The organism is Mycolicibacterium tokaiense (assembly GCF_010725885.1).
GTDB classification, from domain to species: domain Bacteria; phylum Actinomycetota; class Actinomycetes; order Mycobacteriales; family Mycobacteriaceae; genus Mycobacterium; species Mycobacterium tokaiense.
The window spans coordinates 1,813,551-1,835,308 of sequence record NZ_AP022600.1 but is presented as its reverse complement, the minus strand read 5'-3'; the positions used below and the strand labels follow the sequence as shown (position 1 = coordinate 1,835,308).

At 67.4% G+C, this 21,758-nt stretch carries 16 protein-coding genes; 3 read left to right on the top strand and 13 right to left on the bottom strand.

Features of this window, described 5'->3' with window-relative positions; all coding sequences use genetic code 11:
- The 3 genes from G6N58_RS08790 (at position 1) to G6N58_RS08780 (ending at position 4,713) form a co-directional block, all read left to right on the top strand.
- Positions 1-465, top strand: a complete 465-nt coding sequence (locus tag G6N58_RS08790) for a nuclear transport factor 2 family protein (protein ID WP_115278987.1) — start codon at positions 1-3, stop codon at positions 463-465.
- Positions 466-548: 83 nt separating this feature from the next.
- Positions 549-1,580: a MinD/ParA family ATP-binding protein gene (locus G6N58_RS08785; protein ID WP_435406153.1), complete on the top strand. Its 1,032-nt coding sequence runs from the start codon at positions 549-551 to the stop codon at positions 1,578-1,580.
- Between the two features lie 319 nt (positions 1,581-1,899).
- Complete coding sequence (locus G6N58_RS08780; protein ID WP_163908021.1) at positions 1,900-4,713, top strand: cadherin-like domain-containing protein; 2,814 nt, start codon at positions 1,900-1,902, stop codon at positions 4,711-4,713.
- Between the two features lie 20 nt (positions 4,714-4,733).
- On the opposite strand, the gene eccA is transcribed toward G6N58_RS08780, so the two are convergent.
- The 13 genes from eccA to G6N58_RS08715 all read right to left on the bottom strand — a co-directional run bounded on the left by eccA (position 4,734) and on the right by G6N58_RS08715 (position 21,725).
- Positions 4,734-6,578 (bottom strand): type VII secretion AAA-ATPase EccA, encoded by a 1,845-nt coding sequence (eccA, locus tag G6N58_RS08775; RefSeq protein WP_115278990.1) that lies wholly within the window; start codon positions 6,576-6,578, stop codon positions 4,734-4,736.
- A 3-nt stretch (positions 6,579-6,581) separates the two neighbouring features.
- Positions 6,582-8,126, bottom strand: a complete 1,545-nt coding sequence (gene eccE / locus G6N58_RS08770; RefSeq protein WP_115278991.1) for a type VII secretion protein EccE — start codon at positions 8,124-8,126, stop codon at positions 6,582-6,584.
- On the bottom strand, positions 8,123-9,772 hold the full coding sequence (mycP, locus tag G6N58_RS08765) for a type VII secretion-associated serine protease mycosin (protein WP_115281631.1): 1,650 nt from the start codon (positions 9,770-9,772) through the stop codon (positions 8,123-8,125). The genes eccE and mycP overlap by 4 nt, the downstream gene beginning before the upstream one ends.
- The gene (gene eccD / locus G6N58_RS08760; protein WP_115278992.1) at positions 9,769-11,268 is read right to left on the bottom strand and encodes a type VII secretion integral membrane protein EccD; all 1,500 of its coding nucleotides are present in this window, start codon (positions 11,266-11,268) and stop codon (positions 9,769-9,771) included. Before eccD ends, mycP begins: the two co-directional genes overlap by 4 nt.
- Complete coding sequence (locus G6N58_RS08755; protein WP_308213270.1) at positions 11,268-12,296, bottom strand: CpaE/TadZ family protein; 1,029 nt, start codon at positions 12,294-12,296, stop codon at positions 11,268-11,270. Before G6N58_RS08755 ends, eccD begins: the two co-directional genes overlap by 1 nt.
- A 3-nt stretch (positions 12,297-12,299) precedes the next feature.
- The gene (locus G6N58_RS08750; protein ID WP_115278993.1) at positions 12,300-13,148 is read right to left on the bottom strand and encodes an ESX secretion-associated protein EspG; all 849 of its coding nucleotides are present in this window, start codon (positions 13,146-13,148) and stop codon (positions 12,300-12,302) included.
- A gap of 80 nt (positions 13,149-13,228) precedes the next feature.
- Positions 13,229-13,516 carry a WXG100 family type VII secretion target gene (locus G6N58_RS08745; RefSeq protein ID WP_232067787.1) on the bottom strand — a complete coding sequence of 96 codons (288 nt, stop codon included), beginning with the start codon at positions 13,514-13,516 and terminating at the stop codon, positions 13,229-13,231.
- A gap of 33 nt (positions 13,517-13,549) precedes the next feature.
- Positions 13,550-13,867, bottom strand: coding sequence for a type VII secretion protein EsxD (locus tag G6N58_RS08740; RefSeq protein WP_115278995.1), 318 nt, complete (start codon positions 13,865-13,867; stop codon positions 13,550-13,552).
- A 148-nt stretch (positions 13,868-14,015) separates the two neighbouring features.
- Positions 14,016-15,224: a PPE domain-containing protein gene (locus G6N58_RS31040; protein ID WP_115278996.1), complete on the bottom strand. Its 1,209-nt coding sequence runs from the start codon at positions 15,222-15,224 to the stop codon at positions 14,016-14,018.
- 11 nt (positions 15,225-15,235) lie between these two features.
- On the bottom strand, positions 15,236-15,532 hold the full coding sequence (locus tag G6N58_RS08730) for a PE domain-containing protein (protein ID WP_115278997.1): 297 nt from the start codon (positions 15,530-15,532) through the stop codon (positions 15,236-15,238).
- A gap of 133 nt (positions 15,533-15,665) precedes the next feature.
- Positions 15,666-19,748 carry a type VII secretion protein EccCa gene (eccCa, locus tag G6N58_RS08725; protein ID WP_115278998.1) on the bottom strand — a complete coding sequence of 1,361 codons (4,083 nt, stop codon included), beginning with the start codon at positions 19,746-19,748 and terminating at the stop codon, positions 15,666-15,668.
- Between the two features lie 2 nt (positions 19,749-19,750).
- Positions 19,751-21,238: a type VII secretion protein EccB gene (gene eccB / locus G6N58_RS08720; protein ID WP_163908019.1), complete on the bottom strand. Its 1,488-nt coding sequence runs from the start codon at positions 21,236-21,238 to the stop codon at positions 19,751-19,753.
- 139 nt (positions 21,239-21,377) lie between these two features.
- The gene (locus G6N58_RS08715) at positions 21,378-21,725 is read right to left on the bottom strand and encodes a YbaB/EbfC family nucleoid-associated protein (RefSeq protein ID WP_494337750.1); all 348 of its coding nucleotides are present in this window, start codon (positions 21,723-21,725) and stop codon (positions 21,378-21,380) included.
- Between the last annotated feature and the right edge of the window lie 33 nt (positions 21,726-21,758).

Below are 21,758 nucleotides of genomic sequence, written 5' to 3'. Positions count from 1 at the left end.
GTGCGTCGTCACACCCTGGAGGACATCATGATCGAAAGCCTGCGCGGCTACACCTCACCGTCGATGATCACCGACACAGCTGTTCGGGATTCGCTCAACGCATTCATCACAGAGACTTTGGCCGGCCTCTCGACGCCGGGATCGGATGTGGCGAAGCTCTTCGCGTCCCCCGACGTGGCCATCTCCGGATCCGGTCTGGACGAGTACTTCATGGGCCCGGACGCGGCACAGAGCGGCATCTCCCTGGTGACCACCTCGAAGGTGCGGTGGGAGCCGCGCGTCGTGGTGTCATGGATGCGCGATCAGATCGCCTGGGCGCAGATTCGCATCGACGCCCACACGGTCGAAAACGGAACGCCGGTGGTCGTGCCGTACGTGACGATCGGCATCTTCGAACGCAACGGGGACGAGTGGGGCTGGTTGTACTGGGGTGGCGGCGAACCACAGCAGCAACCTCGCCTGTGATGGGTGGGGGACGGCTTGTGTGACCACACGGCCCTGGGCGGATACTGAGGTCAAGAAGCCGTTACGCACGAGGGAGCCACGTAGTGCCGGACCGCGAGAACCTGCCTCGACCACCCGCGGGCGGATGGCCTCCACCCAGGCCCGCCTGGCATCCGCAGCAGGCTCCGCCCTACCCGCCGTCTCCCCAGGCGCCACCACGCCAGGCGCCCGCACCCCTTCCCCAGCAGCCGCCTCGACAGCAGAAGCCGCGACCGGACTCGGGCTGGCGGCGGGTGGTGCACCGGCTCACCTTCGGCCTGGTGAATCCCGGGCCGTCGGCGGACCAGCGCCGCCAGGCCGAGTTGGCTGCCGTCGTGCGCGCCCCGTTTCGCGGCCCGCTGAAGATCGGGGTACTGGGCAAGGGCGGCGTCGGCAAAACGTCCGTGGCCGCCAGTATCGGGTCGATCTTCGCCGAACAGCGCCCGTCGGACCGGGTGGTGGCCATCGACGCGGACACCGCCTTCGGCCGGCTGGCCAGCCGGATCGATCCCCGGGTCCAGGGGTCCTACTGGGAACTGGCCAACGACCGGAACCTGCACACGTTTTCCGACCTGCAACGCCGGCTGGGCCACAACGCCACCGGCCTGTACGTGCTGGCCGGAGAGCACCCGACCACGCGGCGCCGCGTGCTCGATCCTGCCGTCTACCGCGAAACCGCCCGAAGACTGGACCGGCATTTCACCATCTCCGTGATCGACTGCGGCTCGACGATGGACGCGCCGGTCACCCAGGAGGCACTCAGCGACCTCGACGCGCTGATCGTGGTGTCCTCGCCGTGGGCCGATGGCGCAGCAGCAGCCGCGCAGACCATGGAATGGCTGGCCAATCACGGACGCGGCGAGCTGCTGCGGCGAACCGTGGTGGTGCTCAACGACTCTGACGGACACTCCGACAAGAAGACCCGCTCGTCGCTGGCCTATCAGTTCACCAGTCGCGGGCAGGTGGTGGTGGAGGTGCCCTTCGATCCGCACCTGCGCCCCGGCGGCGTCATCGACGTCGCCGGTGAGATGTCGCCGACCGTGAAGTCGCGGTTCATGGAGATCGCCGCGGCCATCGCGCGGCACGTCGTGCGTTAGAGCTCGATCGGCACGTGGCGAAGCAATCGCCGGCCAGGCTGTGGTTACTGCAACATAGCGACTCATTGCTGGTGCTGCGGGTTTTGGATCGCTGGTTCAGCTTTTTTGCTCCTGCAGCGCCACTCTGAGGCCCGACAGGCCGTCAGGAACATCATGCAACATTCGCCGACACCCTCAGCCGCAATCCATCGAAGCCGGTACATCTGTATTTACGGTCTGGTAAAACTATGCTCGCGCTGTGAGCGCCGCCCGGCAGGCCATGCCGAGCGAAGTGGTTCAGCGCCCCTCGGGTGCCTGAGCCGGGGGGAAGGCGAACGCGATGGCGGGTAAGCACCGGGCGAAGAACCGTGCGTCAAAGGCGTCGGTGTCGACGAAGCGCAATCGTCGCATCGGCCAAGAGCGGGGCTCCGTCACGTGGCTTGGTGCTGGGGCTGTCACGCTCGGCATCGGCGCCGCACTGGCGTGCGGAGCCACCGGCACGGCTCACGCCAATAGTGATACCGACAGTGGTCAATCCACCCGTACCGGCTCCGAAACCGCCTCCGGTACAACACCGGCGCCCGCCAGCAGCGAGAAGCCCGATTCCAAGGTCGCCTCCTCCGACACCACGCCTACCCGATCGTCGCAGCACGACTCACCGGAGTCATCCGAAACAGAAGACACCCAGGACGACACTGATTCCACGTCGACAGATCTGGAAGATCTCGATGACGACTCGGACTATCAACAGGAGAAGGAATCGGATAGTCCCGACGAAGACCCGTACATGGTTGGAGACGAGGACGATTCGGAAACCAGGCACGAGGACGAACCGGACCTTGCCGAAACGGACGTGAGCGCGCCAGCACTCCCTGTTGACCAGATCAACAAAGACGCGCCCGAATCTGAAACACTCTCCACCGCAGCATCAGTCAACAATTCGAGTGAGTCTGATAAGCCTTCCAGGGCCGTGACCGCACAGCCGGGGCCGCCCTCCTTCCAACAGATCATCGAGTACACGTTCTTCAACAAGGCTCCGAAGGCCGACCCGCAGCAGGCCCCTGGCCAGTCCGAACTCGGCGTGGTGACGGGAAACCTGAACGTCACCGCCTCCAACGGTGCGACGTTGACCTATAAGGTGAGTGATCAGCCGAGTAAGGGCACGGTAGAGATCTCGGGCGACGGCACCTACACCTTCACTCCCGACGCTGACTTAGCCGCACTCGGGGGCAGCGACATCGCCACCGTGACTATCGATGCAGGCAGTAGATTTCGCCTGACCGGCATTGCCGGTGCGATCCAGGGAGTGCTGCATTCGCTTGCGATGAGTTTCGGCTTGGCACAGCGGGACACCATCACGGTGACGGTCCCACTGACCGTGGCGGCCATCGGACCGGACCCCGTCATCACGGGTTACACCGCCTCGGAGCCCGGCGCCGGCGGTGTCGTAACCGGGACAGTCAGCGCCTCAGACCCCAATGGAGACACTCTGACTTTCAGTGGGCCTGGAACCAGTTCGGGGGGTGGCATCGTAACCGTCAACGAAGACGGGTCCTTCTCGTACAAGCCCACTTCCGAGCAGCGCCATGGCGCTTCGGCCCTCGATGCGTCGGCAGGAGCCAAGGTCGACGGCTTCGTGGTCACAGTTTCGGATGGGAACGGCAATACCGCCACTACCACGGTGAAAGTCGCCATCAGTCCGGCCAACGGCGTGCCTGCCATCGAATCTGCCACCGTCGGTGTTCCGAACGAATCCACAGGAACCGTGACGGGCGTCGTCACAGCGACAGACCCCGACGGTGATGCACTGGAGTTCCGGGGCAGCACCACAACCGACAAGGGCATACTCACCGTCGCAGCCGACGGCACCTTCACCTACACCCCGACTGCCGCTGCTCGCGACAAGGCGGCGCAGGCCGGCAGCACCGACGCCGATCTCATGGACATCGTTTCCGTGACAGTCGTTGATGGCCATGGCGGAACTTCATCGGTGCCCCTGAGCATCCCGATCAGTCCGAAGGCCATTGTGGTCATCACCGTGGCGTTTGACGGGTCGGTCTACTCCATCGACGAAGGCAACAGCGGAATCACCACAACGCCGGTCAGGGTCAAACTGTCCGAAGCCTCCACCGAAACCATCACCGTCACCTACAAAGTGGAACGCGCCTACCTAACCAACAGTGCCACCGCAGGAACCGACTTCATCGAGGAAACCGGCACCCTCACCTTCACCCCCGGTCAAACCATCGCCACGCTGCCCGTCCAGGTCTACGGCGACACCACCTACGAAGACAACGAGTACATCCACATCGAGCTCACCGGCGCCACCGGAGCCATCCTCAGCCTCGACGGCAGCACCTCCGCATATCCCACCATCAGAAACGACGACGCACCCAACGCCATCACGGTGTCGTTCGACGGGTCGGTCTACTCCATCGACGAAGGCAACAGCGGAATCACCACAACGCCGGTCAGGGTCAAACTGTCCGAAGCCTCCACCGAAACCATCACCGTCACCTACAAAGTGGAACGCGCCTACCTAACCAACAGTGCCACCGCAGGAACCGACTTCATCGAGGAAACCGGCACCCTCACCTTCACCCCCGGTCAAACCATCGCCACGCTGCCCGTCCAGGTCTACGGCGACACCACCTACGAAGACAACGAGTACATCCACATCGAGCTCACCGGCGCCACCGGAGCCATCCTCAGCCTCGACGCCAGCACCTCCGCATATCCCACCATCAGAAACGACGACGCACCCAACGCCACCACGGTGTCGTTCGACGGGTCGGTCTACTCCATCGACGAAGGCAACAGCGGAATCACCACAACGCCGGTCAGGGTCAAACTGTCCGAAGCCTCCACCGAAACCATCACCGTCACCTACAAAGTGGAACGCGCCTACCTAACCAACAGTGCCACCGCAGGAACCGACTTCATCGAGGAAACCGGCACCCTCACCTTCACCCCGGTCAAACCATCGCCACGCTGCCCGTCCAGGTCTACGGCGACACCACCTACGAAGACAACGAGTACATCCACATCGAGCTCACCGGCGCCACCGGAGCCATCCTCAGCCTCGACGGCAGCACCTCCGCATATCCCACCATCAGAAACGACGACGCACCCAACGCCAACTCGGCCGCCGTGACTCGCCGCGATCTTTAGTAGTCAGAGCTCGATCGGCACGTGCTTCTCGGCGCAGGCGTCACGCATGGCCGCGACGATATCGGGCGTCCGGATGGTCTCGAGGTCCTCGATGGTGACCGACCCGCGGTCGGTGCGGTTCTGCGCGGCCACTCGTGAATCACGTAGTCGCTCAGCCCGTTCCACCACATTGCGGGCAAAGCGGCCGTTCTGCATCACGTCGATGCCGTGCTCACCGTCGGCCGCGCGATAGGCACGCAGCACCCGGCACCCCGCGTTGAAGGCTTCCTGCGCGGGCGGCTCGATGACGGTGGCGCGCGGTCGGCCGTAGCGCAACGCGATCTCCACGAGCTCGTCGGGACTGTAGGACTCGAACCGCAGCTTGCGGTTGAAGCGGCCCGCCAAACCCGGGTTCACCGTGAGGAATTCGTCGACTTCCTTCTCGTATCCGGCGCCGATGAAGCAGAAGTCGAACCGGTGCACCTCCAACGCCACCAGTAGCTGATTCACCGCTTCCATCCCGATCATGTCGGGCCGGCCGTCGTGGTGGCGTTCCACCAGGGAGTAGAACTCGTCCATGAACAAGATGCGGCCCAGCGATCTGCTGATCAGCTCGTTGGTCTTCGGCCCGGATGAGCCGATGTGTTCGCCGCAGAAGTCCGCGCGCTTGACCTCGATGATCTCGGGATGTCGCACGATGCCCAGACCGGCGTAGATCTTGCCCAGCGCTTCGGCGGTGGTGGTCTTACCGGTGCCGGGGGGACCGACCAAGAGCATGTGGTTGGTCTGGTTGTTCACCGGCAGCCCGTGCGCCAATCGTAGTGCGCGCACCTCGATCTGGTCCTCCAGCTCGGCCACGGCTCGCTTCACGTCGGCCAGACCCACCTGGTTGTTCAGCAGCTCGCGCCCCTCGGCCAGCAGCTCGGTGCGCCTGCCCTCGTTCTCCAGCTCCTCGCGGTCGGCCTGGGACTGCGCGGTGCTGGCGTCCCACTTGTTGGTGCGGCTGTTGATGGTGTCCTCGTCGGTGATCACCAGCTGCAGCGACGGATCCGCCAGGGCCTGCTGCGCGGCGGGCATGAGAGCGCCGTTGATGGTCGCCTTCGACAACAAGATCTGTGCCCGGTCCTCCTCGCCCAGCTGGCGGTGCGCCATGCCCCGGACGTAGGACAGGTCTGCGGCGATCAAGGGGAAGTCGGCGGGGTCGATGGCGGCCACCATGGCCGACGTCAGATCCCGGCGCCGGTTCTCCGACGGGGTGTTGGCCGCTCGCAACTCCACCCGGTCGGCCCAGTCCAGTGCCACCCGGGCCTGCCCCAGGTGTGCCGCCGCGTGCGCGGCCAGGGTGTTGGTGGCAGCGGTCACCGCGGCCATGATGATGGCCTGGGGCGGCAGCACCGTGGCGGCCACCGAGATGACGTCGGGCCACCGCTGCGTCGAGAGCATCAGGTACGCCCGCAGGTACTGCTGCCACTGGTGGTTCTCCCAGGTGTCCAGCAGTGCCGAATCCTGCAGCAGCCCATCGGCTTTCTCGAACTGGCCGTCGTCGATCAAAGCAGAAGCCAGCGCCAGCCCGGCATGCGAGGCCTCGGTGACGGTGATGGCGAGATACGGTCCGGCCTTGATGTGCGCCGACAACCCCGCACCGAGCCGATTGGTCTCCCGGTGCAGGCGGCTGCCGTAGGCATGCAGCTGCTGCAGCGTGGTCATGGAGTCGTCGCCGGCGGCGATGCGCCCCAGCCACGCGTCGGCCATGGTGGGGTCGATCTGCGTGGCCTCACCGAACCGGCTGCGCGCCTCGGCGGGATCGACCTCGAGCAGCGCCATGCCCTGATCGAACTGCCGGCGTGCGGTGGCGACGCTGCTGGTCATGATCTACGAGCCCCTGCTTTCGTTCACGAGTTCCCGGTCGACGGAGAGATTGACCGGTTCGGTTGACACGTAACGGTTCTCGGCGCGGAACAACTCCACTTCCACGTGGTACATCCGGCCCGCTGCGGTGACGTCGACGTGCGCGGGACCGTTCTGCATGATCACCACATCTGCACTGCCCCGCGCCACCTGGCCCGGCGCGCCCACCGAGATGATGGTGTTGGGCCGCGGCGCCGGGGAGACGGTGCCGTCGACCACGCTGAGCGTCGTGCCGGCGATCGGCCGGGGCCGGTCGGTGACGGCGATGTCGGGCATCCGCACGCTGGCCCACCGGGCCAAATCCTTGGTGTGCACCGTGACCCGGTCGCCGGCGCCGGCCGCCCGGATCACCAGTCGTTTGGCCAGCGCATCCTCTGCGGCCAGGTGGATCCGGCTCAACTCCCCGGGATCACCCAGCGGCAACAGCATCCGGTCACCGGCACCCACCTTGCCGAGCAGCACCCCGGAGGCACCCACCGGGATCCGCAGCGACGCCGGCAGCGGGGCTCGTCGAATTCCCCGCAGCCACTGGGTGGGTCCGCACAGGCTGGCGGCCACCGCCGCGGCCTGCTCGCCGGGCAGGCCTGTGAGGATCACCGCCGGCGGCGCTGTGGGTGGCTGCGCAGTCACCAGCGTCACGGTGGCGGTGGCGGTGCCGTCGGGGAACAACGTCACGTTCTGCACCAAACCGTCCGCGCGCAGCGCCCAGGCCTGTTCCAGGATCTCGGTGGTGATGTACTGCCGGCGGTACCAGTAGGTGGTCAGCCAACCGCTGTCGGAACGCACCGAACGCCAGCGCTGCCGGCCGGCGCCGAGCGCCGAGGCCCCGAAGCGACGTTCCATCTCCACCATGTCCGTGGCCGTCGCGACCCTGGCCCGGATGCCCTGCTGCCGCAGAGCCGCGCTGATGCGTTGTGCTGCCGCCAGTGCCGCGGTGCCCACCGAGATGCGCCACTGCACCGCGTCGGCATTGGCCAGTGCGCCCAGGCGCGCCACCAACCAGGTCTCCCGTTGACCGGCGTACGGCGGCGTCCCGATCAGGGTGTCGTAGACACGCGGGTAGTCGCCGGAGGCGCGTCGGCGGGATCCGGCACTGACCACGCTCAGCGATTCCAGCGTCAGGCCCAGGCTCTGGTGCAGCAGGGGCGCCAACTCGGCGATGTCGAGAATGTTGTGGGTGCGGGTGGCCGTCGACCCGATGAAGAACGTCGGTGCGTGGGCCCGCCCGAGCACCTGGATGGCGACGATCGCGGTGTCGTCCTGATAACGGACCCCGCCCCCGGCGCGGTCGTTGGCCACCGTCACCGGCTCGCTCCAGGTGGTGGCCCGCTTGCGCCGCAAGTACAGACCCAACCAGGACCACGGCGGCTGACGCCAGTACCGGACCGCTCCCAGCAACGATCCGACCACCACACCGATTGCAGCACCGGGGTATCCGGCCGCCCACCAACCCAGCAGACCGCACAGTAGGATCCCGACGATCACCGCCAGACGCACCGGGGCCGTCATCGGGCCCGCCTGGCGCGTCCGACCAGCAGGGCTATGAGCACCACACCCAGCGTGCCGCCGGCGAACGCCAGCGCGACGTTACGCGCCCGGTGGTCCGGGGGCGGGGCGGGCGGTGGCGGAACGATGATGCGGCTCTGGGATTCCGGCGCCACCCGCGGCCCAGGCGGGACGTCGAAGGTGAGCGCGGCGACGGGATCGACGACGCCGTAACCCACTTGATTGTCGACGCCCCGCGGCGGGTTGTGCGCCGTCTGCAGGATCCGGTTGATCACCTGGTTGGCGGTCAGCTCCGGGAACTTGGCACGGACCAGCGCGGCCACCCCGCTGACATAGGCCGCCGAGAAACTGGTGCCCCAGAAGGGCATGTTCGGATCACCGGGGCGTGCCGGCGGGTAGGCATTCACCGGGGTGCCGGCCTGCGGTGACAGACCCATGATGCCGACGCCGGGTGCCGCGGCCCGCACCCACGGTCCGGCGAGACTGGCCGGCAGGGGTGCGCCGGCGTTGTCGACCGCTCCCACCGACAGCACGTAGTCGGAGAACCACGACGGCGACGAGACGGTCTTCACCTGGCTCCAGTCCCGCGGATCGGCGGTGTTCAACGGATTGAACAACGGATTCTGCGCGCACCCGTCCTCGCCCTCGTTGCCCGCGGCGGCCACCAGCACCGCGTCCTTGACGGTGGCGGCGTACCAGACGGCGGCGCCGAGGGAGCGCTGATCCATCGGGTCGGCCGCCGACAGGCAGGACGTCACACTGAGATTGATGACCTTGGCGCCCATGTTCGCGGCGTGCACGATCGCCGACGCCAGGGTGGCGATGGTGCCCGCCTTGCGTCGTGCCTCGTTGTCGCCGGGCTCCGGGTCCTCGTATTCGTAAGCCCGCGATGACTGCCGGATCGAGATCACCGTGGCATGCGGCGCCACTCCTGCCACCCCGTCCGGCGCACCCGGAGGCGGCGGCGGGACGGGCGGGTCCTCGCGGCCGATGGTGGGGCGCCCCGGCGCATTGGCCGGGGCCACGGGCGGCGGAGGTGGGGGCGGCGGTGGTGGCTCGGTGCGGGTTTCGGTGATGGTCACCGGCACCGGCGGTGGGGGTGGCGCCGGCGGGGGCGGTGCTCCGCCCGGCGGGGGCGGTGCGTCGGTCACCGGAGGCGGGCCGGCCGGCGGCGGGAACGCCCGCCGCGGCGGCATCGGTGCGGGCATGGGACGGCCCTGCGGAGCCGCGCTGATCAGCGAGGCGATGATGGTGCCGTGGGCGTCGCAATCCATCAGACCGTCGCCGCCCATGATGTAGTCGCCGCCGGGGACCACCGGCAGCCGCGGGTTGGGGTTGACCCCGGTGTCGATCACCGCCACCGGCACCCCGTTGCCGGTGGAGTACTCCCACGCCCGCTCGATGTTGAGCATCGTGAAACCCGGTGCGGTGACGGTCACGCTGGGTTCGGCCACCGTCATGGGCTGGGCGCACATGTTGCTCTGCCGCATCGGCCGTTCGGGCCCCGGTTCGCCGTCGGGCGGGACCAGCGCCGGATCCACCTGGGGCGGTGGGATAGCTTGTGCGACAGGGGTATTGGCGCTGATGCCGATGAGCATCAGGACAGCCAACGCTGATCCCGCACGCCGGACGGCGCTGGCAGCGCTCATCGCATCCGCACCCATTCGAACAATCCGCCGATCCACGCTGCCAACGGCAGCGCCGCCACGATCGCCAGCAGCTCCAGCCATTCGGTGATCATCCGCACCAGCGGAGTGAAGCGCGTGACAGGGATCAGCAGCGCGGCAAGAAGTCCGGCGAACCCGAAGGCGGCCAGGGCCAGCGTGCCCCACAGCACCGCGGCGCCCGACTCGGCAGGCACGGTCAGGACGTATTTCGCGACGCCCAGGCACACCGCGGCCGCGGCGCCGCACACCAACGCGACCGCCTGCCGCTTGTCGGCGAATGTCCTGGCCCGGCTGATGAAGATGAGCACGAACAGGCCCGCCAGGATCGCCGCCGCGGTGGCTTTCTCACGGCCGGGCATCAGCGTGAACCACACGGCGGCGGGCAGGGCGATGGCTGCGGCGATGCAGATGCCGGTCAGCACGCTGTTGGCGCGCCGTGCGGCGTCAGCGATCTGGGCACCGCGCGGAGTGTTGTCCGGGTTGGGCTCGGCCTGGTCGCCGTCCGGGTCCTCGAAGGCGTCGTCGACGGGGGCCACGGCGTCGATGGGCAGTCCGTCGCTGCGCCGGAACAGATCACGCCCGGTGATGGACCCAAAGTGCGGCGGCCGGATCCTGGCGGCCCACAGGGCAATGGTGGGGCCCAGGGTCAGCAGCAACAGCAGTGCGATCAGCGCGCACATGCCCAGCCACTGCGCCGGTACGGCGCGCCACATGCGCACCAGCGCAACGATTCCGCCGAGTGCGCACAACGTCACGATGACGGCGGCGACGGTCAGGTGTCTACGCGTCAGTGCGGTCAGCGCACAGGTCAGGACCACCACCGTCAGACCCGCGATGAACAGGTGCGCAGCGCCCAACTCCCCGGGCGCCGCGGCGCCCGCCGCGACGGCCAGCAACGGTACCGCCAGCCAGCCGAACCCGCTCAGCAGGTCGCTGCGGGCAGGCCACCACCTGGCGACGGCGCCCGCACCGCCGAGGGTCAGCAGGCCCAGCGCACCCGTGACGATGGCAGCCGCGAGGGCGTCGGTGGTGACGCGGTTGCGCAGACCGAACACCAGCACCGTGGCTGCGACCATGGCCAGGATGGCGATCGCCACGTGCGCGGCCGTCGCGGCGGTCACGGGGGCGAACAACCTCTTGCCCACCCGGGCCAGCCCGGTCGACAACGATTCGTACTGCGGCTCGAACGAATCCCCCTGGACGGCAGGTACCAACACCAGCGTGGCGCCGTCCTCCACCCCGAGGTCGTCCAGGGTTTTGGTGACGTCCAGTCGCACGCCGTTGGCGCGCTGGAGTTCGTAGCCGATGCTGGGCTCCAGCCCACTCAGGCCGCGCCGGCGCAGCTCCTCGTTGAGGAGTTCGACGACATCATCGACAAACACCTCGATCGGCACCGAGGCTGGATACACCTGCGAGACGAGATGTTCCCCGCACACCACCGCAACAGCGCACCGCGCCGGGAAGCTGACCTTCGCCATCACTGTGGCCTGTCGGCGTCCGGGGTGTACTTGTCAGCCAGGGCCGCGGTGATCTCGAACAACCGCAGCCGGGTGTTCTTGTCGAGTTCGTGCTGGGTGTCGATGATCCCGCCCTTGGCCAGATGCGGGTCGTAGGGCATGAATTCGACGCTCGCGCCGGACTGCTTGTACCGCTCCGTCAGATAGGTCAGCGCTTCTTTGTCGTACTTGTTGCGGCTGTCGTTGATGATGACCATGCTGCGCGAGACCAACTCGTGGTAGCCCATGGCGCGCAGCAGGTCGATGGATCGGGTGACCGGCAGGGAGGTGTCGGCAGTGAGCCCGGAGACGAAAACGATGGTGTCGGCGGCGTCGTAGACGGCTTTCATGACGGGATGCTCGAGATCGTCGGCGGTGTCCACGATGATCACGTTGTGGGTGCGACGCAGCCGCGAGAGCACGCCGGTGAACATGGTGGGCACCAGCGGCCGCGGCTGGTCGGAGGCGCGGTTGCCGGCCAGGACGTCGAGCCCGAGCGCGTTCTGCCCCAGGTGTTCCCGGATGTCGGCATAGCCCTGCACGTCAGTGTCGTTGAGCACCGCCGAGTAGTCTCCCGGCGGGGCTTCGTCGATGCGCCCGGCCAGCGTCCCGAAACCGGGGGCCGCATCGATGGCCACCACATTCTCGGGTCGACACTCCCGGAACACCGCGCCGATGGAGGCCGTCATGGTGGTCTTGCCGACACCTCCCTTCCCGGAGATGACCGCGATGACGTACTGCTTGCGGATGTGGCGGCGGATCCGGTCCTTGAGTTCGCGGTAGTGCCGCTCCCGAGGCGACTCACCCAGGTTGATGGCGTGAAAGGTGGCGCGGTACAAGAACTTGCGCCAGCCTGACCCCGGCGGGATCTTCCGCGGCGCCACCATGTCGGAGATCCGCAGTGTCTGGGAGACCGAATCCTGGTACTCCTGCCGTGCACCGGGGACGTCGCGCTGCGCATGGCGACGCGATTCGGGTGCTCTGGGCGGTTCGTTCCATGGGTTGGTCACGAGCTACACCACTTTCCGGTACGCGTGCCAGTCCGCCGCGGCGGGGAGGCGTCGCACCATGTCGTTGACCGCTGCGGCGATGTTGGACAGCGAGCCGGGCGCCATGATCATCCAGCGTCGACCGTCGCGCTCGAAGTGCTCGGCGATCACGCGGCCCTCCGGCGTATCGATGACGGTGACCACCGAGCCCTCTACGCGCACACGGGTTTCCGAGCCGGAATCGACGCCGGTCTGCAGCGCGATGATCGACGCCTGGGCGGAGCGCCCGGTGTCAGCGGTGGTCAGTAGGATGTGCATCTGATCGGCGTCGAGTTCGCCGGTGGACATCAGGAACCGGCGCAGGCTGTCCCGGTCCTTGACCTCACCGAGGATCCGGTCGGTGGCGACCGTGACGGGCTTGAACGACGCGGGTGATGCCGGGCCGCACAGCCGCTCCAGCTGGTTGCTGATGACCTGATTGGCCGCACCTTCGGAACTCGAAGTGCCCGCACCGCCGAGGCGGACCACGATGTCGCTGCGCTCCAGCGAGACCCACCACTGGGCGAAGCGGGCCAGCGTCACCTGGGTGGGAACGGGTTCGGCCTCGCCGGCGACCGGTCGAACGGCCTGCAGCCAGAGGGCCATGTCCCGGCGGGCCAGGACCGTGAGCCATTCCACCACCGCGGGATCCACGGCGCCGTGCTCGTCGATGACACCTTCTGCCTTCAGCTCGTCAGCGACGGGATGGGCCAGCGCCATGTCCTTGGTCTCGACGCTCGGCAGCACCGGACGCAGCCCCAGCTCGGGTGCCACCACCTCGATCCCCGTCAGGATCTGCAGCACCCACAGACCGTCCAGCGTCGTGGTCAGCATCGTTGTCTTCCCCCGGGCGAGCGGTGGGGCGCACATCTCGTGCGCCCCACCGGATTTGACGTTGTGTGTGGTGCAGCGGCCTAGCCGAAGAGGCCTCTCATGGCGAGGTCGGTGCCGTGGGCAGAAGCCCGGACTTCCTCGATGGTGTGGCCGTGCTTGGCCATCACCTCGATGAGGCCCTGGAAGCCCTGCAGCATCATCAGCTGGCTCTCGCGGAACGTGGTGGCCGCTTCGCCCTCGAAGAACTCCGCGATGGCCTCCGTCTGGTTGCGGATGTCGTCGTGGATGGACTGCAGCTGTGATGCCTGGCTGTTGACGGTGGAAGACAGCGCGCTGACCGCGCCGTGGTCATACTTGATCTGATCCATGATGTCTCCTGAGGTGGTTTCGGGGGTGAGAGGTCAGGAACCGCTGAGGTTGCCGGAGAAGCCGTTGAAGGTCTGTGCGGCATCGGCCTCGTGCTGGTCCATCAGGTCGGCAGCGGTGGCGAGGCCGGTGGACAACCGGGTTCCGGCCTCGTTCGCCTGCGCCAGATCGTGCTCGATCTGCACAGACGTGTTCATTGACGCTCCCGCGCCCCCGCCGGCCCACGCGGCGTTCATGATGTTCTCGTGCTCGGCCAGATACTGGTGCGCGATGGAGCGGGCCTGTTCGAGCGCGGTGGTGATGGAGTTGGACACCGAGCGAAGGTGCTCGCTGGTGACGACGATCTGCGACATTTGCTCTCCCTTGCTGTATGTCCCCCGAGCGAGGGGTCTTCATTCGAGTGTATGGGTTATGCGACGGCTGTCACTTCACCAAAGAGCAAACCCCGATGTGCCCCTGTCACAGCCGCCCCTTCGTTAACTGCTGTTCGCGGCAGCCGCATCAGGTGCGGCGCCGCTCCTGCTCGGCGTCGAGCACCACCCGGGCATAGTTGGCCTCACGTTCCCGCTCGCTGTCGCCGCCCTGGCCACGCTGCAGCATGCCCGGGGACATCGGCATGCCACCGCCACCCATGCCGCCCGTCGTGGGACCCCGTACCTCGGCGGCGTCCAGGAAACCGGTCTTCAGGCCGGTGGCCCGACCTGCTGCGGCGGGGTCGAAACCGCTGGTGGGACGGGTGAAACTGGTGAGCCCGGCACCCGGGTGCGCACCGCCGACGCCGCCACCGACCGCACCGCCGGCGCCTCCGCCCGCGCCACCCAGTCCGCCGCCCGGTGCACCCGCGGCCGCTCCGCGCACCGCCTCGGGCACCGCTTCGCCGCCCTTCATGTTGCCGAACATGCCGGTGAGCTGGCCCATCATGCCCTGTGCTGCGCCGAAGCCCTGCTGCGCCATCTGCATGGGCATCTGCATCAGACCGGTCAGCGGCTGCATCATGCCCTGGGCCTGACCCACCATCGAGCTCATCTGGCCCATCGCATCCGTGCCTCCGCCGATGCCCTGGACGGACTGGTTGGCGCTCTGCGTGCCCGCCTGCATGGCCTCCCCCGCGGCCCGGGTGGCCCCCGCCTGGGCGACCGCACCGGCAGCGGCGGCCGGCGCGGCCGGCGACGCACCCGGCGTTGCCAACGGAGGGGGCACAGCCAGCGCCGCGGTCAGAGCGGCCAGCGCCGCCCCGTACACCACGCCGGCCCGCGAGTTATTGGGCCACATGACGCCGTGATACTCGAGGTTCAGCTCGGCGATCCGCGGCGTGAGCATGCCCCAGACCGACGGGTTGATGCCTTGGCAGGTCGCCTCGTCCACGCGGTTGGCCACCGCGACCGGCGAGGGAACCATGGTCGACACCGCCGCCTCGTACGCAGCTACCGCGGCGTTGGCCAGCGGCGGCTTCTCCGTCACCCACCCCGCCAACAGTTGCAGGGCGGTGTTCAGGCTCATCCCGGTCTGGGCAGAGCCGGTGGCACCCTCGCCCTGCCAGCTGGCCATGGTGGCGGCACTGTTCATCATCGACATCCCGAAGGACATCTCGTGGCTGGCCAGCTGACTGATCCAGGCCGCCATGTTGGCCAGCGTGGTCGCCGTGCCGGTGCCGGCCGTCAGCCGGGTGTAGTTGTCCTCGGGTCGAAGAACCGGCCAGAGCGGATCCATGCGACCTCCATTTACGTCAGGAACGCGCTCTTGGTGATCACGTCGGTGGCGGTGTAGGTGGCCCCGGCCAGCGACTGCGCACCGGAGTACGCGCTGCGCTGGCCGGCGTGCTCGGCCGCGGTCGCCAGGTAGGCCGCACCAGCAGCGTTGAGCGCGGCGGCGAACTGGGCGGAATCACCGTCGGCGCCCATGGGGGTGGCACCGAGCAGCGCGGCCGACGCGGCCGACGCGCTGGCTGACATCGAGGCGGTGATCCCGGCCTCGGTGGCCGACGACAGTCCGACGGCCGCCGGTTGTACGTCCATCATGTGAACCCTCCCTGTGGTCCAGGTGCAACGAAGGCAGACGGTGACCGTCTGCGTGATGTCTCGAGTCTAAGGTGTGCTGCGCAGTGCGGTCGACACCAGTTTTCACAGCACCCAGCGAATCGGGAGCGAACGATCACTCGGGGCTGCCCACCAAGACCCCCTCGATGTCGCCCTCGGTGGTGACGAGCATGCCGCGCCCCGGCGGCAGTTGCTGGGCGCTGATCCTCGCGAACACCTTGACCGTTGCGGGGTCGTTGTCCATGAAAAGAGTGGGAGACCTCGAACCAGTCAGCTTCTGCATGAACGGATTCATAACTGACACTCCTGCCCAATTGCCAGGCAGGCGAGCGGCGATCACATGCAGGCCGATCTCACGGCTGCGCTCGATCAGGCCCCACAGCGGCGCGGTGGCCGCCTGCTTGCCCAGCACACCATTGGGCCGCAGCTCCTGCTCGTCATCGATCAGGATGAAGTGGTGCGGGCCGTCCCAGCGCTGCCGGTTCAGCAGTTCCTCCTGGGTCAGGCCCGACGGCGGCAACCGTGTGTAGAGTTCGGCGGCCAGTTCACCGATCACCTGGTCGATGTCATCCACGGTGTAGGCGTAGGCCCGCACGTGCGGCCCCTGGATCTTCCCGATCAGCGTCGTCTTCGGGTCGATGATGGTGATCTGCGCCTGCTCAGGGGTGTACAGCCGGGTGACGGCCTGGCCCAGCGCGGCCAAGGTGCTGGTCTTGCCGCACTGCGCGCGGCCCACCACCAGCATGTTGGGCGTCGTCCGGGCCGGCAACACCACCGGCTGCAGCCCGCTCTCCCCGATCGCGAACGGGATGTTCAGCGGCTCGGCAGCTCCCGGGGTGGCGGCGTAGGCGTCGATCACCTGGCGCAGCGCCACCTTCTCGGGCAGTCGGGCCAGCTTCTCCACCTTGTCGGTGCCGGTGCTGCCGGCGATCATCGCGCCCACCTGGCGCACGGGGATCACCTGGCCGGACGGTCCGACGATTTCCGGTATCCCCACCAGGATCTCGTGGCCGTGGCGGGTCAACCCGAAGCCGGGCCGGTCCAGAGTGTTGCGGGCGGCGCGGCGGTGTTCCATCCCGGTACCCATCTGGGTTTCGTCGGGATTGCTGAGGCGCAACTGGATTCGCGCATTCGAGACGTTCAGCAGTGCCTGTTTCTGCCCCACCAGCCAGGCGCTGGCGCTGGTGATGACGTGGATGCCGTAGGACAATCCCTGCCGGGCGATCGCGATGGCACGGTCCCCCAACCCGTAGTCCTTTTCGTACAGCTCGCCGAAGTTGTCGATCACCAGGAATACGTCGCCGAATTTGTCCGACGGATCCGTGCCCGCTCCCCCGGCCGGGCCGAAGCGCCGTTCGCGGAACTCGGAGATGTCCATCTGATACTGCTTGAACGACGCCTCCCGGGCCCTGATCAGCCCCTCGATGGTGGCGATGGTTCGCGATACCCCCTCGGTGTCGGTCAGACTCACCACACCGGCCACATGTGGGTAGTCCTCGACGGGGTACAGCGATGCGCCGATGCAGAAGAAGGTCACCCGCTCAGGCCGGTACATCAGAGCGGCCGTGGTGATCAGCGTCATCAGCGTGGTCGACTTCCCACGCTGGGCGGTGGCCACCACCATGACGTTGTCCATCTCGGCGTCGATGACGTGCACCCGCTGCAGGTGGTCTTCGGGGATGTCCTCGATGGCGATGGGGAACACCAGCCCGGGATTGTCGCCGTAGTCGACGTGCCACGGCTTTCCGCGCCAGCGGTACACCAGGTCGTCGGCCCGCGAACTCACCTCCAGCGGCGGCAGCCAGATCTGGTGCGGAGCACGTGCCGGGTGCGCGCGCAGTGACTCGCGGATGACGTCGAGCAGCTTCTTCTTTTTGAATCCATCGTCGTGGAACAGGAATTCGTCCGGTTCTTCCGGCTCATCGGCGACGGCCAGCGCCGCGCTGTCCTCCTCGGAGAGCGGCTGGTACTCCCACGTCAACGAGCGGGGCTGGCGGAAGCTGACGTCGACCGTCTGGTTTAGGTCGACGTTCTTCTTCGGCACCACGAACGGCGCCGAGACGTAGAAGCACCGGAACTGTTCCAGTTCACGGGGACCCACCTTCATCAGCGCGTACCCCGCCTCCTTCGACGGCAGGTGCAGGGCGGCGTCGCTGCCGATCACGTCACGGGAGTCCTCGGCGGTCTCGGCGCGCAGCGCGACGCGGAACGAGATGTTGCTCTTGGCCTTGCTCAGCGACGACAGGTCCAGGCGCTGCCCGCCGAGAGTGAAGAAGACGTTGCAGCCGCGCCCTTCCTGTCCGATGTGGATCACCAGGTCGATCCATTCGGGGTGATGCTGGAACAACTCCAGGTACTCGTCGATGATGACCAGCAGGATCGGCACGGGTTCGAGATCGCGCCCGGCCAGGCGCATCTCCTCGTACTCGTTGGCGTCACGCGCACCGGCGTTCTTGAACAGGGCGTAGCGACGGGCGATCTCCCCGTCGATGGCCTTGCGCATCCGAGCGGCCAGGTGCCTGTCGTCCTTGCCGAGGTTGGACAGTGAGCCCGCCACATGCGGAAGCCCCTCGAGGTCCTGGGCGGCCGATTCGAACTTCATGTCGACGAAGATCACCGTGAAGGTCTCCGGCGAATGTGTCAGCGCGATACCGTTGCACAACGACAGGAAGTACTCGGACTTGCCCGAACCCGACGTGCCGACGACCACCGAGTGGAAGCCGAAGCCACCAAAATCCTTGGCGCGCAGAACCACATACTGCAACTCGCCGCCCGGCTTGACGCCCACCGGCACCATCGCCCACTTGGGGTCGCCGCGGCCGCGGCTCTCGGCCCAGAGCCGGTCGACATCGAGGTTACGGGGATCGTTGATACCCAACGCGCGCAACAGCTCTCCGCCCTGGCTGTCCATCTCGGACAGCTCTCCCGCACTCATCGGCGCCCAGCGCGCCAAGGCTCGGGCGTAGCGGTCGGCGGTGGTGTCGGGAAGCATGTCCGCCACGGCGTAGAACGCGCCGCGATGCGCCAGCCGCCCCTCCCGCAGCTCGAACTTTTCGTCGTCGGAGCTGAACCCGATGCCGGAGCCGGGTCGGGTCGCCAGTCGCAGCACGGTGATTCCGGCCCGGCCCTTCAGGCCGGTCACGCCCTCCCACTGCTCGGGGGTTCCGGTGTTGTCATCGATGATCACCCAGTGCGGGCCCAGTGCCGACCCACCGGCGGCCGCCTCCATCGGCGACGGCATGGACAGCGGGCTGCTGCCGGCCGGGGGCGCCCACGGGCCGCGGCCCTTGCGGTGCAGTTCGGAGTCCAGAGCCTCTTCGAGTTCCATCGGCGAGGAGAACATCAGTCGCCGCAGGCCGCAGGCGTCGAACATCTCGTCGTGCTGGTTGTGCGGCAACCAGACCATCCACTGCCACGCTTCCGGGTGGCGGGTGACGACCATCAACTTCACTTCACTGGGGCTGTGGTACACCGCGAGGCTCGACAGCATCGCCCGCAGCAGGGCCCGGCCCTGGTCCACCTCCTCGGCCAGGATGCTGAAACCGGGCCGCGACCGCAGGCTCAACACCTTGCCGATGCCACGAATCTTGCTCTGCTCCAAGATGAAATCGCGTAGCGCGCCGCCGGTGACGGGCTCGAGTTCTTCGCCGACGGGCACGTCCGGCCACTGCAACGACACCGCGGAGTCCGCGGCCTGCTGGACCCCGAGACCCAGCCGGACATCGAGGAAGTCCTGGTCGCTCGGGCGCCGCTCCCACATCCTGGGTCCGCCGATGACGGTGTCGAGCTGGTGCGGGTCCCCGTGCACGAACAGCTGGCTGCGGCGCTGGTCCTGCGCGGCGCGCTGCACCTCGTCGCGGTCATCGTCGAGCTGGCGCAGATACACCCGGCGCTGCTTCTCCTGCTCGCCCCAGCTGATCTTGCGGGCCCGGCCGAACCGCCCGCTGAACATCATGGCCGCAAAGCCGATCAGGCCGATCATCGGGAAGATGCCGGACCGCAGCGACCGCACGCCCGAGGTGTACATCACCACCAGGGTTCCGATGATGCCCACCAGCAGCGCCGGGATGGCGATCATCAGCAGGATGTTGCGCGGTTCGCGTTCGGGCAGCTCCAGCGGCGCGGCCACCGCCACCCGCGCCGGCGGCACCGTGGGCACGGGAGTGCGTGGACCCCGGACGAATCCCCGTTTCGACATCCCTAACCTCCCGCTTGTGCCGCATCGGGTATCAGCGCCACCTGACCGCCCCCCGGTAACGTGTCGCGCGCGAGCAGCGCCGAGTCCCGGCTGATCGCCGGTCCGGCGGCGAACGTCCGCACGATCGGCCAGGGCGCCTGCGCGGCGCCGGCCGGATTCAGATTCAACGCGCGCAGCGTCGCTTCGTCCCAGCTGATCCCGAATCGCACACCCTGGGGTGAGAGCCAGTACAACGACTCCCGGGTATCCGAGGTCACTACACCGCTGGTGGTGGCGACGAAGTTGGCGGCGCCGGGCAACACCAGGGTCTGATCGGCGACCACGGAATCCGGCGCCCGATCGTCGCGCACCAGCTTGACGATGTTGACGTCCATCGCCGGGGAGACCGGTAGCCCACGCCCGCTCAGCACGGTCACCGTCGCCTGCCGGTCGGTGGACATCTTCGACCATCCCACGCAAGTCACCGGGTTGGCGGCGGTGTCGATGAAGTTCAGGGTTGTTTCGGGGTAGTAGTCGACGTTGAGGATGTCCACATCCGGGATGTCCACCAGCCGGTCCGGCGAGATCAGCTGCGGGGTGGGTGAATCCTGGCTCTGCGATGTGCGGATCAGATCCGCGACGAATCCGCTGATCTGCTGGATCCCCTGCGGCAGAAGCACATAGAAGCCGTTGACGGCTCCGCCGGCATCACGGGACTCCAGCACCGAGCCCACCGCTGTGCCGGGCAGCCACCGCGACGGTGCACCCACGTCGGGAATCTGCGGCACCACCAGGGGTTCGGTGGCAGGCAGGGCGTCGAACAACGCGTTCGACATGGCCACCGGCGACGTCGCGCCCGGATCGAGACCCAGGTTGAACGTCAACGACCGGTCCCCGGCATCGATCAACGACCGGTGCCCGCCCCAGATGACATAAGTGTCCTCACCGTGGCGCGCCAGCACCGCCTGGTCGGCCGCCATGGCAGCCGCCCGGCCCCCCGCCGACAGGGGGCCCGCGATCGAGGTCACCACCGGAGGCCCACTGCTGCCCCGCACCGGCGCGGTGTCGCAGACCGTCCACGCGGAGGTGCCGCCGGAGATCCGCAGATCGCTGGGGATGCCCGGGATTCCGACCATGGGACCGGTGGGGTACTTGGCGATCTCGTCGGCGCTCACCCAGGCGGGCGCATTCGAGCTGCCCGTGACCAACCGCGCCGATGTCAGGTTGAGCGCCGGGTAGAGCCTGCCGTTCATCTTCGCGTACACCGCGCCGGTCTCGCGGTCGCCGATGATCGATGAATCGCCCACCAGCCCCGCGGGCTTGAGCACATTCAGCAACGCCATCCAGGCGATGCCGATGAGGACGAAGACGATGCCGAGCGCGACGGCGGCCTGTTGCTTTCTGTCATCGTGTTTCATCCGGACGGAGAACCGGGTGATGGCGGCTTTCAATCTGCGGTTGTAGAACAGGTGACCCGAATTCTGGTCGCGATTGGAGAGATTCAGTGGCACGCCGAATGCCCCTTCCGCACGCCGCGTCCCACCGTCTGCACGTTTTCACGATAAGGGCGGTTGTGGCGCACCGGTGACACCAATTCCGTGGTTGCCGAGGTACGGCAGCGCCGGAAGTGGCGGATGTTGCACGACGTACTCATCGCAGTTCGCCGCCGTATCGTGCCTCGTTGTCGGCCCGCGCCTCCTCGCGCAGGGCGGCAAAGGCGGCATTGAGCCGATCCGCGAGTTCACTGTGGTTGTATTCGCGGGTGACGCGCGGATGCAAAGTCAAGTGCAGCAATTTGCCGTCGGAATTGGCCACTGCCTGGACATCCCCCAAATCAACGCTGTAGGTGATCTTCTCCGCCTCGGCGACCAATTTCTCCCACCGGTCTGCAGCAGCATTCAATTCTCGGAGCACGTCGTCGACCAGAGCGCGGTCATCCATCGGCGACCGCCCCCCGGCAACGTCGTGCGCCTCGGCCCGACCCCGACATTCCGCCAGTATGTCCACGCGCGGCGAACCCCGTCAATTCAT

Coding starts and splice junctions, on each gene's coding strand:
- G6N58_RS08730 (WP_115278997.1), bottom strand. CDS start 15,532: ATGATGGACGTACAACCGGCGGCCGTCGGACTGTCGTCGGCCACCGAG.
- eccD (WP_115278992.1), bottom strand. CDS start 11,268: ATGGCGAAGGTCAGCTTCCCGGCGCGGTGCGCTGTTGCGGTGGTGTGC.
- eccCa (WP_115278998.1), bottom strand. CDS start 19,748: ATGTCGAAACGGGGATTCGTCCGGGGTCCACGCACTCCCGTGCCCACG.
- G6N58_RS08745 (WP_232067787.1), bottom strand. CDS start 13,516: ATGGATCAGATCAAGTATGACCACGGCGCGGTCAGCGCGCTGTCTTCC.
- G6N58_RS08780 (WP_163908021.1), top strand. CDS start 1,900: ATGGCGGGTAAGCACCGGGCGAAGAACCGTGCGTCAAAGGCGTCGGTG.
- G6N58_RS08740 (WP_115278995.1), bottom strand. CDS start 13,867: ATGTCGCAGATCGTCGTCACCAGCGAGCACCTTCGCTCGGTGTCCAAC.
- eccA (WP_115278990.1), bottom strand. CDS start 6,578: ATGACCAGCAGCGTCGCCACCGCACGCCGGCAGTTCGATCAGGGCATG.
- G6N58_RS31040 (WP_115278996.1), bottom strand. CDS start 15,224: ATGGATCCGCTCTGGCCGGTTCTTCGACCCGAGGACAACTACACCCGG.
- mycP (WP_115281631.1), bottom strand. CDS start 9,772: ATGAGCGCTGCCAGCGCCGTCCGGCGTGCGGGATCAGCGTTGGCTGTC.
- G6N58_RS08750 (WP_115278993.1), bottom strand. CDS start 13,148: ATGCTGACCACGACGCTGGACGGTCTGTGGGTGCTGCAGATCCTGACG.
- eccE (WP_115278991.1), bottom strand. CDS start 8,126: ATGACGGCCCCGGTGCGTCTGGCGGTGATCGTCGGGATCCTACTGTGC.